The following is a 16896-nucleotide window of genomic DNA, read 5'->3' on the forward strand; positions in this document are numbered from 1 at the left end:
TTATTTTTTACCGTAAGCTGTAGAGTTAACAGGGAAATTGGTCTTACCTATACCAATGTCTAACGGATTTAAACGCTTATTTAAATTGAAATGTGATCTAGATTACTTGTAAAGTAATGGCCGATTGATACGCCGCACTCACATAATTGAAGTTAAGGAGATTGGGGTATGGCTGAACTAATAGCCAAAATAGAACTTCCAGGGAATGACTCAATAGAACTGCCAGTAAAACAGGGAACAGCTGGTTTCGATGTGATCGACATCAGTAAACTGGGCAGCAAAGGTTACTTTACTTTCGACCCGGGATTTCTCGCCACCGCCTCATGTGAATCAGCGATTACCTATATAGATGGTGACAAAGGCATACTGTTACACCGGGGTTATCCTATTGACCAGTTGGCAGTAGAGTCCAGTTACTTGGATCTGTGCTATCTGTTGCTGTACGGTGAACTGCCGTCTAAAACCCAGTATGAAGAGTTCACCAAAACTGTTCGCAACCACACTATGGTGCATGAACAGTTAGCGTTCTTCTTTCGCGGATTCCGTCGCGACGCCCACCCAATGGCCATGTTATGTGGGGTAACAGGTGCCTTGTCCTCTTTTTATCAGGACTCTCTGGACGTCACCGATGCTAGACACCGCGAAGTAGCGGCTTACCGGCTGGTTTCCAAAATGCCAACTATCGCCGCTATGTGCTACAAATATTCTGTTGGTCAGCCGTTCCAGTATCCGCGTAACGACCTCAGTTATGCCGGAAACTTCCTGCAAATGATGTTTGGTGTGCCTTGTGAAGAGTACAAGGTCAACCCTATTGTTGAACGGGCCATGGATCGCATCTTTATTCTGCATGCCGACCATGAACAAAACGCTTCTACTTCTACAGTACGTTTGGCAGGTTCCTCTGGCGCTAACCCATTTGCTTGTGTTGCCGCGGGAATTGCTTCCTTGTGGGGTCCGGCTCACGGCGGTGCCAATGAAGCGTGTCTGAAGATGCTGGAAGAGATTGGCTCAGTTGACCGTATTCCTGAGTTCATTGAAAAAGCCAAAGACAAGAATGATCCATTCCGTCTGATGGGCTTTGGTCATCGTGTTTATAAAAACTTTGATCCTCGGGCTAAAGTCATGCGCGAAACCTGTCATGAAGTGCTGAGCGAGCTGAAGATTGATGACCCATTGCTGGATGTTGCCATGGAGTTGGAACGTATTGCGCTTGAAGATGAATACTTTATCTCCAAGAAACTGTACCCGAACGTTGACTTCTATTCCGGCATTATCATGAAAGCAATTGGTATTCCAACCAGCATGTTTACCGTGATTTTTGCCCTGGCCCGTACCGTTGGCTGGGTATCTCACTGGAAAGAGATGTTGGATCAGCCTGGTCACAAGATCAGCCGCCCACGGCAGCTGTATACTGGTCACAGCATGCGTGATTTTGTACCGCTGGGAAAACGCTAACCCCTTCTGATTGATCCCCAAAGGCGCCTAATGGCGCCTTTTTCATTTTTATTTTCCAACCTAATTGCCTGTAGCTGTCATCTAACTCTGCGATCTGTCGCCACAATTAACGCTTTTGTTACCGAAATTAGCAAAATTCACCAATTAGTAAATGCTTTCGCTACATCATGCGGTTAACGGTACTATTAGCGGCCCCAAATTACATTTAACTATTTGTTTTAAAATAGAAATAAATTAATGGCACCAGTCTTGCTTTTACTGCTGCAATCTGAATGATAAGGATCTTCAAATGAAATCAACATCCACCTTTGTTATTAACAGTATTGCTGCTGCCGCATTTGCTGGGCTTATGCTCAGTGGTTGTGGTGAAGAACAACAAACAAAAAAGAAGAGCAGTTTGCCATCCCAGTAGAAATTTCCACAGTAGCAGAAGGTCAGGTGTCTTCCTATTACAGCACCACTGCCACATTGGAAGCGCCAGAAGAAGCGAATGTTGCGACCCGGATTGCGGGCGTGATTGAACATATCTATGTGGAAGAAGGTGATCGCGTCACCAAAGGCCAAGTGCTGGCCAGGATTGATGCCCGTCAGCAACGTTATGAGTTGGCCCACAATGAAGCTGAAGTAAGGATCCTGTCGCAAGAACTGGAACGCTACAGAAAGATGAAAAACCCAGAATTCATCAGCGCTGACAGTGTGTCCAAACTGGAATACAGCCTGCAATCGGCGATTGCCCAGCGAGATCTGGCAGCGCTACAGGTGACAGAAAGCGAGATCCGCTCACCCATTGATGGCGTGATTGCCAGCCGTTTCGTCAAAGAAGGCAATATGGCCAAAGAGTTCGACAAACTGTTTTACCTTGTTCAGCAAGATGAGCTGTACGGCATCATGCATTTACCGGAACAACAGTTAGCCAGCCTGAAACTGGGACAGGAAGCCCAAGTCTACCGCAATAAAACAGACCATATTGCCGCAACGGTATTACGTATTAGTCCTGTGATTGATAGTACCAGCGGCACCTTTAAAGTGACTCTGTCGGTGCCCAATCAGCAAAATCTCATGAAAGCCGGGATGTTCACCCGGGTACAACTGAAATACGACACCCATAATGACGTGCCAGTCGTGCCATACAATGCCGTGATTAATCAAGATGATACTCAAGCGCTTTATGTCATTCAGGATGGCAAGGCACAACGCCGAGAAGTGAAGCTGGGATATCGCCAAGACGATAAAGTCGAGGTTATCAGCGGCATTAAACCTGGGGAGCAAGTCGTTGTACGCGGGCAGCATAACCTGAAAGACCAATCACTGGTTGAAGTGTTGTCGCCATTAAGTCTTACCGCCGCCAAATAATTATCAAGGACTACTGCAATGTCGATGATTGACACTTCGGTGAAACGTCCAGTCACCGTCTGGATGTTTATGCTGGCTATTATCTTATTTGGGATGGTGGGATTCTCCCGGCTAGCCGTGAAGCTGCTGCCGGACTTAAGTTACCCTACCCTCACTATCCGTACGCAATACAATGGCGCGGCGCCAGTAGAAGTTGAGCAGCTGGTAAGCAAACCGATTGAAGAAGCCGTAGGGATTGTTAAAGGTCTGCGCAAGATCAGTTCAGTATCCCGTTCCGGCACCTCAGATGTCGCGTTGGAATTTGAATGGGGCACCAATATGGATCTCGCTGGACTGGAAGTCCGTGAAAAGCTCGATACCATAGAACTGCCACTGGATATAGACAAACCGGTACTGTTACGTTTTAACCCCAACCTCGACCCCATCATGCGTCTGGCATTACCGGCGAAAGATGGCAGTGAAGCAGAACTGAAACGACTGCGCACTTACGCCGAAGAGGAGCTAAAGCGCGAGCTGGAAACCCTGCCCGGCGTGGCATCGGTTCGTTTGTCGGGTGGACTGGAACAGGAAATCCACATTCTGTTAAACCAGCAGAAACTGTCACAGTTAAACCTGAGCAGCGAACTCATTAAACAGCGTATTGCTGAAGAAAATATCAACCTGTCTGCCGGGAAAGTGGTTCAGGGTGACAAAGAGTATCTGGTAAGAACAGTTAACCAATTCCGTAACCTCAGCGAATTAGCCAACATTATCGTCTATAAAAATGGCACAACCTTAGTGCGCTTAGGAGATATTGCCCAGGTGACTGATGGCTTTAAAGAGCGTTCGGACATCACCCGTATTGGCGGTAAAGAATCCATTGAACTGGCGCTTTACAAAGAAGGGGATGCCAATACAGTTGCGGTTGCTCAGAAGGTACGGCAACAACTGCAACGGATGCAGGTGCAAGCGGCCAAAACCGGCGCGCCAGTACCGGAAGTGATCTACGATCAATCGGAATTTATTGAAAGCGCCGTCAGTGAAGTCACCTCCTCCGCGTTAATCGGCAGCCTGCTGGCGATGTTGGTGATCTACCTGTTTCTGCGAGACATCATCCCCACACTGATCATCTCTATCTCCATTCCATTTTCCGTCATCGCCACCTTTAACATGATGTATTTTGCCGGACTCAGCCTGAACATTATGTCACTGGGCGGCATCGCACTGGCGGTAGGATTATTGGTGGATAACGCTATTGTGGTACTGGAAAACATCGACCGTTGTAAAGCAAGCGGCATGAACCGGCTTGATGCTGCCGTGACCGGAACCCGTGAAGTGGCCGGCGCGATCACCGCATCGACACTGACCACGTTGGCGGTGTTTGTCCCCTTGATTTTTGTGGATGGTATTGCCGGAGCCCTGTTCAAGGATCAAGCACTCACCGTCACCTTTGCGTTATTAGCCTCACTGTTGGTGGCACTGACCTCAATTCCAATGCTGGCTTCCCGCGAAGGTTTCAAAACATTACCGCCCTTGGTTAAACACCTGCCTAAACCGCTTCCTGCCAGTCGCTGGGGAAAAGTCCGCTATTACAGCGCTACCGTCTTTGCCCTGCCGTTCACGCTGTTGTTGAACTGGCTGCCAAGAGCGCTGATGACAGTTAGTTTGCTGCTGCTAAGATTGTGCAGTTGGTTAGCGGGTTTAGTGATGCGGCCACTGTCAGCAGTATTCAACGCTGGTTATCGGTTGTTAGCCCATGTTTATCAACCTCTGCTAAACAGTGCGTTACAGCACAAAGCTTTAACGATAACGATTGCGCTGCTGTTTACCGCATCAGCAGGCTTGCTGGTAAACCGCCTAGGCATGCAGTTGATCCCACCGATGAATCAAGGCGAATTCTATGTAGAAATCTTGCTGCCGCCAGGCACTGAAGTCAGCCATACCGATAAAGTGTTGCAGCAACTGGCATCCGTTATCAGCGACGATAAAGCGGTAAAACATGCCTACAGCCAAGCGGGCAGTGGCGGCTTGATGACCTCAGACACCAGTCGCGGCGGCGAGAACTGGGGGCGATTACAGGTGGTGTTGGCCGATCACCATGCCTTTAATGAAGTTGCCGCCAAACTGAGAGCCCGCGCTAAAACCATCCCGGAACTGGAAGCTAATATCAAGTTTCCAGAATTATTCAGCTTCAAGACACCGCTGGAAATCGAACTCAGTGGCTATGAACTTGGGCCATTAAAACAAAGCGCTGATGCGTTGGTAAAAGCATTGGGAACAGACCCGCGCTTTACCGACATCAACAGCACGCTGCGTGATGGTCAGCCGGAGATCAGTATCCGTTTTGATCATGCCCGTATTGCAGCACTGGGCATGGACGCCCCCACGATTGCCGCGCGAATTGCCCAACGTGTAGGTGGCACAGTCGCCAGTAAATATACCCTGCGCGAACGTAAAATCGACATTCTGGTACGCAGCGAGGCAGACGAGCGACGGCAGATAAGTGATATCGGCGCCATGCTGATCAACCCCGACAGCACCCACCCTCTGCCATTAAGTGCGGTCGCCGATGTGGAACTGACGCTCGGCCCCTCAGCGATTAACCGCATCAGTCAACAGCGGGTCGCGATTGTCTCTGCCAACCTGGCTTATGGCGATCTTAATCAAGCGGTTGCCAATGCCCGCCAGTTACTGGCAAAAGTGCCTATGTCAGCCTCAGTGCAAACTCGCTTCGGCGGTCAAAATGAAGAGATGGAAAGCTCCTTCACTTCACTAAAGATTGCCCTGTTGCTGGCGGTATTTCTGGTGTACATCGTTATGGCCAGCCAGTTTGAATCCTTGCTGCATCCGCTATTGATCCTGATGGCGGTTCCCATGGCGCTGAGCGGCAGTATCTATGGTCTGTGGCTGACCGGCAGTCAACTGTCTGTCATTGTCTTTATTGGTCTGATCATGTTGGCGGGGATCGTGGTCAACAACGCCATTGTGCTGGTCGATCGCATCAACCAGCAACGTGCAGCCGGCGTTGAAAAACTCACCGCAATCCGCGAGGCCGCAGCATCGCGATTACGGCCAATCCTAATGACTACTTTGACCACTACACTGGGATTGCTGCCGATGGCAATCGGTTTAGGTGATGGTGCAGAAGTCCGTGCGCCTATGGCCATTACCGTGATCTTTGGTCTGAGCCTCTCGACCCTGCTGACCTTAGTGGTCATTCCGGTGTTGTACGCCCTGTTTGACCGTAAAACTTACGAGGCGAGTGCTGATCCAGCCGCCAAGATCACAGGAGCGCAAGCATGAACCTGACGGAATTGGCATTAAAGCGCCCGGTCACCACCAGCATGTTTTTTATGGCAATCCTGCTATTTGGTATGGCCGCTGCACGCATGCTGCCTTTGGAGATGCTACCGGGTATTGATATTCCAGAAATCGATGTGCAAGTGCCCTACAAAGGTTCCTCTCCGGCCGAAGTTGAGCGCGATATCACCAACGTGCTAGAAGAATCCTTAGCCACTATGGGCGGCGTGGATGAGCTGAAATCGAAATCCAGCCAAGATGGCAGTGAGATCGAAATCAAAATGAAATGGGGTGAAAACGTTGCCACTCGCAGCCTAGAAGCCCGTGAGAAAATAGATGCCGTGCGGCATCTGTTGCCCGATGATGTGGAACGGGTGTTGATCCAGCAATTTTCTACTGCCGATATGCCGGTACTGACGGTTCGCATCTCCAGTGACCGCGAGCTGTCGGCAGCATTCGATCTGCTGGATAAACAGCTGCGCAGGCCACTCGAACGGGTGGATGGCGTCTCTAAAGTCACCCTCTACGGGGTTGATCAGAAACAGATTGAGGTGCGTATAGACGCGCAGCGACTGGCCGCCAGTGGCATTGAACTGCCACAATTGCGTAAGCAGTTACTGCGGGAAAACTTTATTATCAGCGGTGGTAACCTGCGTGATGATGGCGTGCTGTATCAAGTATCGCCCAAAGGGGAATTCCGTAATCTCGACGAAATCGGTGCGCTGACCATCGCCCCCGGACTACATCTTGGCGATGTGGCAGATATCCGATTTGCACTGCCGGAACGTACCCAAGGCCGTCATCTGGATCAGAAATACGCAGTTGGACTGGATATTTTTAAAGAATCTGGCGCCAATCTGGTGGATGTATCCAGCAAAGTCATCAAAGTCATCGATGCGGTCAAGCAGGATCAGCAATTCCGCGGTATCAAGCTGTTCATTATGGATAACCAGGGACTGGAAGTTGAATCCTCGCTGCATGAACTGTTGATGTCTGGATTAATCGGTGCCCTGCTGTCATTTGTGGTGTTGTATCTGTTTTTGCGCAACCTGCCGATGACGCTGATAGTGGTGTCATCAGTGCCTATCTCTATTGGATTAACACTGGCCGGCATGTACTTCTTTGGTTACAGCCTCAACGTGTTGTCGATGATGGGCTTACTGCTAGCCATTGGCATGTTGATCGATAACGCCGTGGTGGTCTCTGAAAGCGTACTGCAAGAACAGCAACACCATCACGGTGGCATCCAAGGGATTATTGCCGGGGTTGATAAAGTCTCGCTAGCAGTGCTGGCGGGCACACTCACCACCGCGATTGTCTTTCTGCCGAATATTTTTGGTGTCAAAGTTCAGCTTACCGTGATGCTGGAACACGTTGCGGTTGCCATCTGTATCTCATTAGCAGCCTCGCTGTTGGTAGCCAAAACATTGATTCCGCTGCTGCTGGCACATATTAAACTGAAAAAAGAAATCGTCGATGCGACACCACCGAAAATGCAACGGCATTATCAGCGCAGCCTTGATTGGGTATTGCTACACCCTAAAACCTCTACCTTGATCGCCGTGTTAATTTTACTGTCCACTGCCATACCACTGCAATTAGTACAAAAAGACAACCAGGACAGCGACAGCACCGAACGCATGTACATCAACTATCAGGTAGAAGGTCGCCACAGCCTGCAAGTTACAGAAGCCATGGTCAATCAGATGGAACAGTACCTGTACGCCAATAAAGAGAAGTTTCATATTGACGCGGTATACAGCTACTACGCCACCGATGAGGCTAGCTCGGTCATTCTGCTGCAACCAGACTTACCGATAGAAGTTGATGCGTTGAAAAAACAGATCCGCGAAGGTTTTCCCAAATATGCCTTTGCTAAACCCCAGTTTGGCTGGGGCGATGATACCTCTGGCGTACGCGTAACTTTGACCGGGCGCTCCACCAGCGAACTTATCCGCCTCAGCCAGCAGGTGATCCCCTTGCTGTCACATATTAAGGGATTGCAGGATGTCCGTTCAGAACTGAACGGCTCACAGCAGGAAGTGGTGATCCACATTGACCGTGAATTAGCGGCACGTATTGGCTTAAAGCTGAATGATATTGCCAGCACTATCGGCACCGCCTTACGTGGTAGCCAACTTCGCTCATTTCGGCATGATCCCAGTGGCGAGCTACGTATTGAGCTGCTGTATGGCAAGCAATGGCAACAATCGCTGGAAACCTTGAAGCAACTCCCGGTCGCGAGAATCGGCGATAAAGTATTTACTCTCAGCAATATTGCCGCCATCCAGATCGTGCCTAGGTTCGATGTTATCCGTCACTACAATCGCGAAACCGCGCTCTCGATAGGTGCGAATCTCGAAGGCATCAGCATGGAACAGGCGCAGAAAGAGATCACGCTAGTCATGCAACACGTGAATTTCCCTGATGGCTATCGTTTTTCCTTAACTGGCGGTTTTGAAAAACAGGATGAAGAACAGTCAGTAATGCTGGTGAATATGTTGTTGGCCGTTGCCATGATCTACATCGTCATGGCCGCCCTATTTGAGTCACTGTTACTGCCCAGTGCCATCATCACCAGCATTTTGTTCTCCATCACCGGGGTGTTCTGGGCGCTGCTGCTCACTCACACGCCTATGTCTATCATGGCAATGATTGGTATCTTGGTATTGATGGGCATTGTCGTTAATAACGGCATAGTGTTGGTAGACCAGATAAATCAGATGACACCGGAACTAGATGCGCTATCCAAGGTGATATCCGATGTCTGTATCACCCGTCTGCGGCCAGTACTGATGACGGTTGGGACTACCATTCTCGGTCTGGTGCCGCTGGCAGTAGGCCAGACACAAATCGGTGCGGGGGCCGGCTTATGCGCCAATGGCCATCGCCATCATTGGTGGGCTGAGCTTTTCTACCTTAACGAGTTTGTACTTGGTACCACTGTGTTATCAGGCGTTTTACCGCATGCGTCATGCAAGTGCCATGTATTTTGGTCACTCATTGCAGCTAAGCCGCCGACTATTACCTTGGACCTAAAGTTGTTGCACTGAAAAAGCTGCTGCGGCAGCTTTTTTGTTGGCGATTCCAGCGCGGAACAGTATTGTGTTCTCTATAAATATGGCAACTTAAGGAAAAGGCCGTGACATCCAGACGATTAACAAGCGTATTCCAGTTCTTGGGTTATTTACTCTTAGCAACATTTATCCCGCTTCCAACGGCCTTGGCTGCTGATGCAAACGCCTTTGCCGACGTGACGGTTAAACTGACTGAACTCACGCCTGGGCGCTATATGCTAGAAGGCGCAGGCGGCAACCTCGGGGTAAGTGTTGGCAAGGACGGCATACTGCTCATTGATACGCAATATGCGCCCATGACCGATAAGATTATGGCGGCACTGCGACAGCTGCAAGAAGGTTTCCCCAAGTACGTTATCAATACCCATTTCCATGCAGATCATACGGGTGGCAACCATTATTTTGGCGAACATGGCGCGACTATCATGGCGCAAACAAATGTCCTGACGCGGCTGACAGAACAACAAGCGCCCGCGAAAGCCTTACCGGTATTGGCTTTTGACCAAGAACTGGCGGTTCACATCAACAACCAGAACATGCGCTTACTGCATCTTGGGCCAGCCCATACTGACGGAGACACCATAGTGCTTTGGCACGATGGCAAAGTGCTGCATGCGGGCGATCTGTTTTTTAAAGATCGCTTCCCGTTTATTGATCTCGAACATGGCGGCTCAGTGCTGGGCTACCGTGATGCGGTTGCCAAAATGCTAGAGCTGACCGAAGACGATACTAAAATTATTCCGGGTCACGGTTCGCTGGCTTCCCGTGCCGACTTGCTGCGCTTTAAACATATGTTGGATGACTGTATCAACTGGATGCAAGATGGCAAACGTGTCAATAAAACAGTGGCGGAGATGCTAGCAACACCGTTACCTGAACGCTGGCAGAACTGGGGCTGGAACTTTATACCCAAAGAACGTTGGATCCGCACGCTGTACCAGGGACTACCGGCCCATTAAAAACTCACAAAATACGGTGGTTAGTATTTGTTGCCACCGTAAACCTTTCCTAAAATTTATAACATGAAGGGCTAACTACACCCGAAAACGCTATGGACCAGCCTGGTAAGTGCCCTCCTGATGGGAGTAAGGTCTGGAAGCGTTGCTTATTAGTGTTGGATCCTGATCTCAGCCTACGGGAGTGCAGTGAGAAACTGAAAAGTACGGCTTGGTGTTGCCAACATGCCACCTCAGCGGCACAGGCGTTGGTGCATCTGCAACAACACGACATCAGCGTAGCAGTAGCGGCCATTCACAGTGGTAACCAGCAGTATCTTGCCAAAGAGATTGCGCTTATCCAGCGCCAGTATCCACAAATACACTGGCTAGCCATCACCGACAATACGCTCGATCAACGCTGTAGTTGGTTACTTTCGGCCAACTTTATCGATTATTATCATCACCCCTGGATTGGAATCGTTTTGCCGATACCCTTGGGCATATGTGGGGCATGACACAGTTGATGTCACCAACCCCGCAACATAAACCAACAGATAAGCGCGTGCCGATAATACAAGGAGAGCATCCTTTATTGCAGCAGCTACGCAATAATCTACATAAATTTGGCAACTCAGATGAAACCGTATTGCTCAGTGGTGAAACGGGTTCCGGCAAGGGACTGTGCGCCCGCTGGCTGCATCATCTGTCCCGTCGCCGTGATGGTCCATTCATCACTATTAATTGTGGGGCATTGCCTGCCGGACTGATCCACTCAACGCTTTTTGGCCATGAAAAAGGCGCATTTACCGGTGCCGATAAACGTTACATTGGTCATCTGGAACAAGCAGATAATGGCACACTCTTTCTGGACGAAATCGCGGATCTACCATTAGATCTTCAGGTCAACCTGCTGCATTTTTGGATGATAAGCAGATCACCCGCATTGGTGGTAACACTTTGCTGCCCATTGATTGTCGGCTGTTATTTGCCTCGCATCAGGATCTGGAAAGCGCCATTGAAGAGGGACGCTTCCGAGAAGATCTTTATCATCGCATTAATGTTTTGAGGTTACATGTACCCAGCTTGCGGCAATATAGTGAGGAAGTCACACTGCTGGCTCGCCAGTTCCTTGAAGATTGCCTCGTTTCTGGGCAGCAATTGCAATTTAGTGACGATGCGGTCAGTGCCATGCAGCACTACGACTGGCCGGGCAATGTGCGCGAGTTGCGTAACCGTATTCGCCGTGCTGTCGTCATGAGTGATGACAACATTATCAGCGCCAAATTACTTGGTCTGGAATCATCGCTGAACCCCCACCAACAATGTGCAGACCTGGCCGACCGCCGTGACGAACTAGATACCGAAGTCCTACTAAAAGCCATTACCGATAATAAACACAATATTTCTGCCGCCGCTCGGGCACTCAATATTTCCCGGGCAACCTTTTACCGCCTGTTAAAGAAGTGCCACATTCGCCCCTGAACATATGTGTCATTGTTGCTTCGCGTTTGCTACATGCCGTTTCATTTCTGAGACACAAATTACTCAAAAAAGAATAAATAATTTTATATTTCACCATGTTAAATAATGGTTCAACGCTTGCTTTATCGCTGATGTTTAGCTGCGGAATTCTAGTATGCAGAGGTTTGCAGGGTGCAACGAGATTCCGTTTAACATCACACAGAGAGGAGCATGCTATGAAACTCAGCCGATTGTTTCGTACCGCACTGCTATGTGCCTGCACGTTTACCCTTTATGGGGTGCAAGCTACAGTGGACAAGGTCGAACTGGATGGTAACGCCGTCAAAGAAACCGCCTTGGATGACTGGCAAAACATTAATCTGAGCACCAGTATGGCCAATGTAACCACGGGGGTTATTGCTGACCTGCCACCCCAAACTATTTTTTGGAAAGGGGGTTCTAAAGATACATTGGATGTCACTGAATGGTGGTATCGCGATGGCGCAGTACCCGATAAAGATGACCTGCGTAACGGTTATGCCTCGGCCTATTTTATTGACAATGGTGCCGGAGGTAATGACTTGGTGTTCTACTTTGGGGCTGAACGTTATGCCAATAACGGTGATGCCATCATGGGATTCTGGTTCTTCCAAGATAAGGTGGGGCCAGGAGCCAATAACCAGTTTACTGGTCAGCACCAGGAGAATGACCTGTTCATCATTATGGAATATCCACAAGGTTCCAATTCAGTGCCATACGTACAGGTAATGCGCTGGGTAAATGCCGGTGGCAGCGTTTCAGAACATCTGGATCTGCTATACGCATCTGGGGCTTCCGGCGCTAAGTGCGGTACGGCGGGCGATTCAGGCATTGCCTGTGCAATAACCAACGAACAGGTGGAACTGGCGGGCACAGTCAACGGTTTATGGCCGTATGACAACAAAGAAGGTACCCTCAATGTTTACGCTATCGAGTCGCTGTTTGAAGGCCGTTTGAATGTCAGCCAGGCATTTATGGCTGCGGGGATCAGTGAAATTCCCTGTTTCAGCAGCTTCTTAATCGAAACCCGTTCATCACGTTCTGAAACTGCCCAGTTGAAAGATTTCCTCGGTGGCAACTTTCCGCTGTGTAGCATTGCCATCAGCAAGACTTGTGGCGCCACAGAACTGACCGCCGACAATAAATTCCGCATTGACTATACACTGTCACTCACCAATACCGGCATCGGCAGCATAGGTGCAGTAGAAACTGTCACCGTAGATGATGCACCCAGTGATGCCGCGCCATTTATGGTGACTCAGGGCGTAAGTATGTTTGCCAATGGTGCTGATGGTTGGGCGCCAAATGAAGTATTGACCTATAACGGCTATTACATTTCTGATGTTAATGGTGGAACCAACACTGTAGATGCCAGTGTCAGCTTTGGCGCTGCCAGCATAGTGGCAGATCAGTATACCGCAACATGTGATTCGCTGGCGTTGAGCCCAATGCTGACCATTCATAAAAACTGTAGTTTGTCGCTGGAAGCAACCAATGGTGTGGTAGCCTTGCGTAAGGACTACGATGTCACCGTATGTAACACAGGTGATGCGCCGCTGAACGTTTCGCTGACAGACTCAGTGGATCCCAATCTGCAAGCCATGTTCAGTTTGGATTTTCCGAAAATGTGTTTGACCAATGCAGATTGCGGTGCGGGTTACAGTTGCGATGGCAATCAGTTCTGCGTCAATAATGGTGGGATGCAGGAAGGTAATTTCGGTGGCAATGTCTGTAATGTCACCACAGGTGACTATCTGCCAGCAACCCTACCGAATGGCACCAGTGGTAGCCTCGCTAATACTGCAACGGCTAAAGCTACATCACCTGTGGTTGATACAGGTGAATTAGCGACCATAGGCAACTCGTCCACAGCCAATTGTGATTTGTGTCCGCTGACACCGCCGCAAGACTAGCGTTAATCACTAAAGCCCCCAAGGGCTGCTCATGCAGCCCTTTTTTAATAGCTGGGTAATTAACCGTTTTTCCTTTACCACCGCCTTTTACTGTCGTGCCGCTACCACTGGAAGAGGCGCTATTGCTGATAGTCACTGTCGCGGACGAGGTAAACTCGCCGTCAGTAATGCTGTAACTGAAGTGATCACTGCCTTTAAAGCGCTTAGACGGCGTGTAAGTCAATGTATTATCTGGATTGACCACCACTTTGCCATATTGCCCTTGAGTCGTACCACTCACCTGCAATACATCACCATCCGCATCACTGTCGTTCGCCATCACATTGAGTACCGTGGCGCCAGTGATATTACTGAAACTATCATCCAGTGCTTGTGGCGCAGTATTACTGATGGCTTGCGACAGCATAATGTTTCCACCCGCCACAAGTGTCTGAGAGCTAGCCTGACGTGTTCCGTCCACTTGCCAAGCATTGCTACCGCTGTCTTGTATTGCCGTTACAGCCAGCGTCAGATGCGTGCTGCTTTCAGGCGCTAGCGTAATATTGGTGCTGCTGAGTGAGGTATAAAGTCCATCATCATGCTGTACCGACAGACTATATACCGCATCACTACAGCCGTTGCTGTCGTTATTTACCAGCAGCAGATCGATGGAAGCTTGCTGCCCTTGCTGCAATTGCGCCACACTGTTTTGGGCGGTAAGCGTGCTGCTAGCTCGCACACATTGCGCCGAAGCGCTCGGCATAGAAACATCCAGCGTGACAGATGCTGCATCAGAAGCAACAACTTCAAGACGAACTCCTTGCTGCTCATATACTTGTCCAGGGGACAGACTAATATCATCCCAGTCATAATCGCTACTGTTAGGTGTAGGGTCGAGTAAATAGCTGCTTGCTGGGTTATTAGTAACGCCTTCGCGTAAACGTATGCCATCAAGCATACCTGGGGCATCGCTCGCCAGAGCAGCATCAAACCCAACAGCCTGCCGATACTCGATATAGTAAAACCGCGCATTGCCAGCACTGTCTTGACCATTGGGTATTTTCAGCAGCAGTGGAAAATTTCCGTCAAACTCCGCAGGCGATAACGTCACCCGGGTGTCACTTTGAACCGTAACGACACGATTACCACTCAACCAACCCAGTTGTTCTTTGTGGAAGGCGTTGAAATGTTTAGCGGTATTGGTACCGCTCATGGCGCTGAGATAATCGCCATATTCATAGATGGTGCATTCACTGCTATCTTTAGTAGTCAAATCGCCACAATCTTTCTTGTTTGCATGGTACAACCCAAGGTTATGCCCCAGTTCATGATTGATGGTTGATAGCTGCACCCGCTTAATCCAACTGCGTTTGCCCACAACGTTAGCCTTGCCTGACCAGGTACATTTAGGATGTGTCGGCATCAAATACATGATGTGGTCATAACCCTCAAGATTATAACCTCGAGCATTCAGTTCACTATCAGCCGCCTGAGCTAACGCATCGGTGTTGCACACAGAGACATCAACATCAACGGTCACGGCTGAAGCCACATCCCCAGAGAGTGTCATCGCGCCATAAGAGCTTTCAGCATAGAAGGCAGCAGACTGGTTAAACAGCAGCTCTTGGATCTCTGCCTGAGTGAATTTCACTATCGGGTTGATGGCAAAATTCACTTCCGCTACCAGCACACTATGCTCGCCCGCAACCATCGCGCTGCTAGCACTCACAGTTTGCGTTGATGTCAGTGTCTCCGTGGACTGCAACAGGCTGATGTTGTTATCGGTGACCTGTAGTTGCTTACCTATGGCTTTACCAAACACTCGGATTCGCTGTCCAGGGCGCAACCATTTAGGTGCCTCAGATAACCATAAATCGTGGTGCTGCCCTTGCGAGTCCTGTAACTGGTAGTGGCTGATGGCATGTTGTTGGTAATCTTCAACATTCAGCGAAAGTTCACCTTCAAACCGCCGCATATCGGCAGCAAAGGCATTGCTAAGGAAAAGGCTGCTAAGCAGCATTATGGCGGAATATTTCATTCGTACATCTCATTCAGGTTTGGGCAAAAACACATCGCTGCTGCGAACCGTGAGCTAGGTGCGACATTGTTGTGATGTTGCTATTCAACTAGCTGAAACGTGTATGCACGGAGGATTTCCTTTCCGCCGAACCGTGACATATGTTTCATATCGTGTGGCTGACAGATTTTTACCTGTTTGGCGTAGGCATTCTAGGGCAGGTACAAATGAATGTATATAGGCTAAAACCCAGTAAAAATGCGGGTTTCAAAGATTTTTCCTTGGGAAACAAACAATAAGAACGATTAAAAAATAGCCTGGTCATACCAGATTGTTTTTTGACTATTTTTCATCCAGTTAGGACTTAGCAATATCATAGAAATGCTTTTAAAAGAAGAAACAGCCAGTTAATGCGATGAGTCAAACAAAAATAGCAATGTCCGTTTTTTGACACTGCTATTTACCGCAAGCTCACCGATATCATGACGCGTGGCGAAAATGCCACAACAACCAGTAAATCGGTCGCACATCTCGACCGCCGATATCCCGTAACGGCCGCAACAAATAGTACAGCCACTGCCAACTGGCGAGAAAGCGCTTTGTCTCTTGCCAGATCTGTTCTCCGCCCGCATTACGATAACAAGCGACAATACTGCCGATATTTTCGTTCAAAGGGCCGAGATAACGATACAAACTGTGGATGTATACCACCAGATCACGTATGTGCTGAAACACCATGCTTTTCTTGGGCTGGCTGGCTTCAAAATCAATGAAAGTCACGTGCCCCTGTTGCCAGCTGATATCTCTCAATGCTGGCCTCCCATGGGCTAATCCCATGGTATGCAACTGGGCTAATGCGGTAGCGCTATCTTCTAGGATCTGCTGTAACGTCTCGCAGTCCACTCCTGGCGTATTCAACCAATCTTTGAGTGTGGTTCCGGCATCTTCAATCACAAAATACCCCGGCCCCTCACTGACAACCCGTGGCACGGGCGCCGCTTTTTGCTGTAATGCCTGCAATGTTTGTTTTTCGTTTTCAATAGCGAGTTGTGGATTAGGTTTCAGCACCCGCATAGTGCCATGCAGCACTTCTGCCTGCTTCAACCAATAATATTGCCCTTGATACTCAAAGCGGCAAACCCGCTGTCCGGGATGAGATTGCAACACCTGCTGTACCCGGTCATTGAAATTCTGAACCATGACAGGACTCCATTCCGATAACTGGGCTAATTATCTCTCTCGGAAAGGGGCTGGATCAATTAAATACCAGGATATAATCCTGAAATTTTGTTAATAAACAGAATATGATACAAAAATGAAACAGTGTGACAGATCATTATTAACATTAAGAGCAACTAAACTGAAACAATAGCAAAATGCGCTTT

General features: G+C 49.1%; 6 protein-coding genes and 3 pseudogenes. 7 read left to right on the top strand and 2 right to left on the bottom strand.

Annotated features, from left to right (window positions below; translation table 11 throughout):
• Positions 1–168: 168 nt before the first annotated feature.
• The 7 genes and pseudogenes from KHX94_RS01805 (at position 169) to KHX94_RS01840 (ending at position 13515) form a co-directional block, all read left to right on the top strand.
• A complete protein-coding gene (locus KHX94_RS01805; RefSeq protein ID WP_213682157.1) occupies positions 169–1455 on the top strand; it encodes a citrate synthase in 1287 nt (428 codons plus the stop codon).
• Positions 1456–1744: 289 nt separating this feature from the next.
• Positions 1745–2808: pseudogene (locus tag KHX94_RS01810) on the top strand (efflux RND transporter periplasmic adaptor subunit).
• 18 nt (positions 2809–2826) lie between these two features.
• On the top strand, positions 2827–6090 hold the full coding sequence (locus tag KHX94_RS01815) for an efflux RND transporter permease subunit (RefSeq protein WP_213682158.1): 3264 nt from the start codon (positions 2827–2829) through the stop codon (positions 6088–6090).
• Positions 6087–9126 (top strand): annotated as a pseudogene (locus KHX94_RS01820) (efflux RND transporter permease subunit). Before KHX94_RS01815 ends, KHX94_RS01820 begins: the two are co-directional and overlap by 4 nt.
• Positions 9127–9229: 103 nt before the next feature.
• A complete protein-coding gene (locus KHX94_RS01825; protein ID WP_244859281.1) occupies positions 9230–10123 on the top strand; it encodes an MBL fold metallo-hydrolase in 894 nt (297 codons plus the stop codon).
• A gap of 92 nt (positions 10124–10215) precedes the next feature.
• Positions 10216–11584: pseudogene (locus KHX94_RS21645) on the top strand (sigma-54 dependent transcriptional regulator).
• A 215-nt stretch (positions 11585–11799) separates the two neighbouring features.
• Positions 11800–13515, top strand: a complete 1716-nt coding sequence (locus KHX94_RS01840; RefSeq protein ID WP_213682160.1) for a hypothetical protein — start codon at positions 11800–11802, stop codon at positions 13513–13515.
• On the opposite strand, the gene KHX94_RS01845 is transcribed toward KHX94_RS01840, so the two are convergent.
• Entirely contained in the window at positions 13418–15532 is a 2115-nt protein-coding gene (locus KHX94_RS01845) for an Ig-like domain-containing protein (protein ID WP_213682161.1), read from the bottom strand. The two genes, KHX94_RS01840 and KHX94_RS01845, sit on opposite strands and share 98 nt — an antisense overlap.
• A 459-nt stretch (positions 15533–15991) precedes the next feature.
• Positions 15992–16711: a lipopolysaccharide kinase InaA family protein gene (locus KHX94_RS01850; protein ID WP_213682162.1), complete on the bottom strand. Its 720-nt coding sequence runs from the start codon at positions 16709–16711 to the stop codon at positions 15992–15994.
• Positions 16712–16896 lie beyond the last annotated feature (185 nt).

The sequence above is a fragment of the Shewanella dokdonensis genome, from assembly GCF_018394335.1.
Lineage (GTDB): Bacteria > Pseudomonadota > Gammaproteobacteria > Enterobacterales > Shewanellaceae > Shewanella > Shewanella dokdonensis.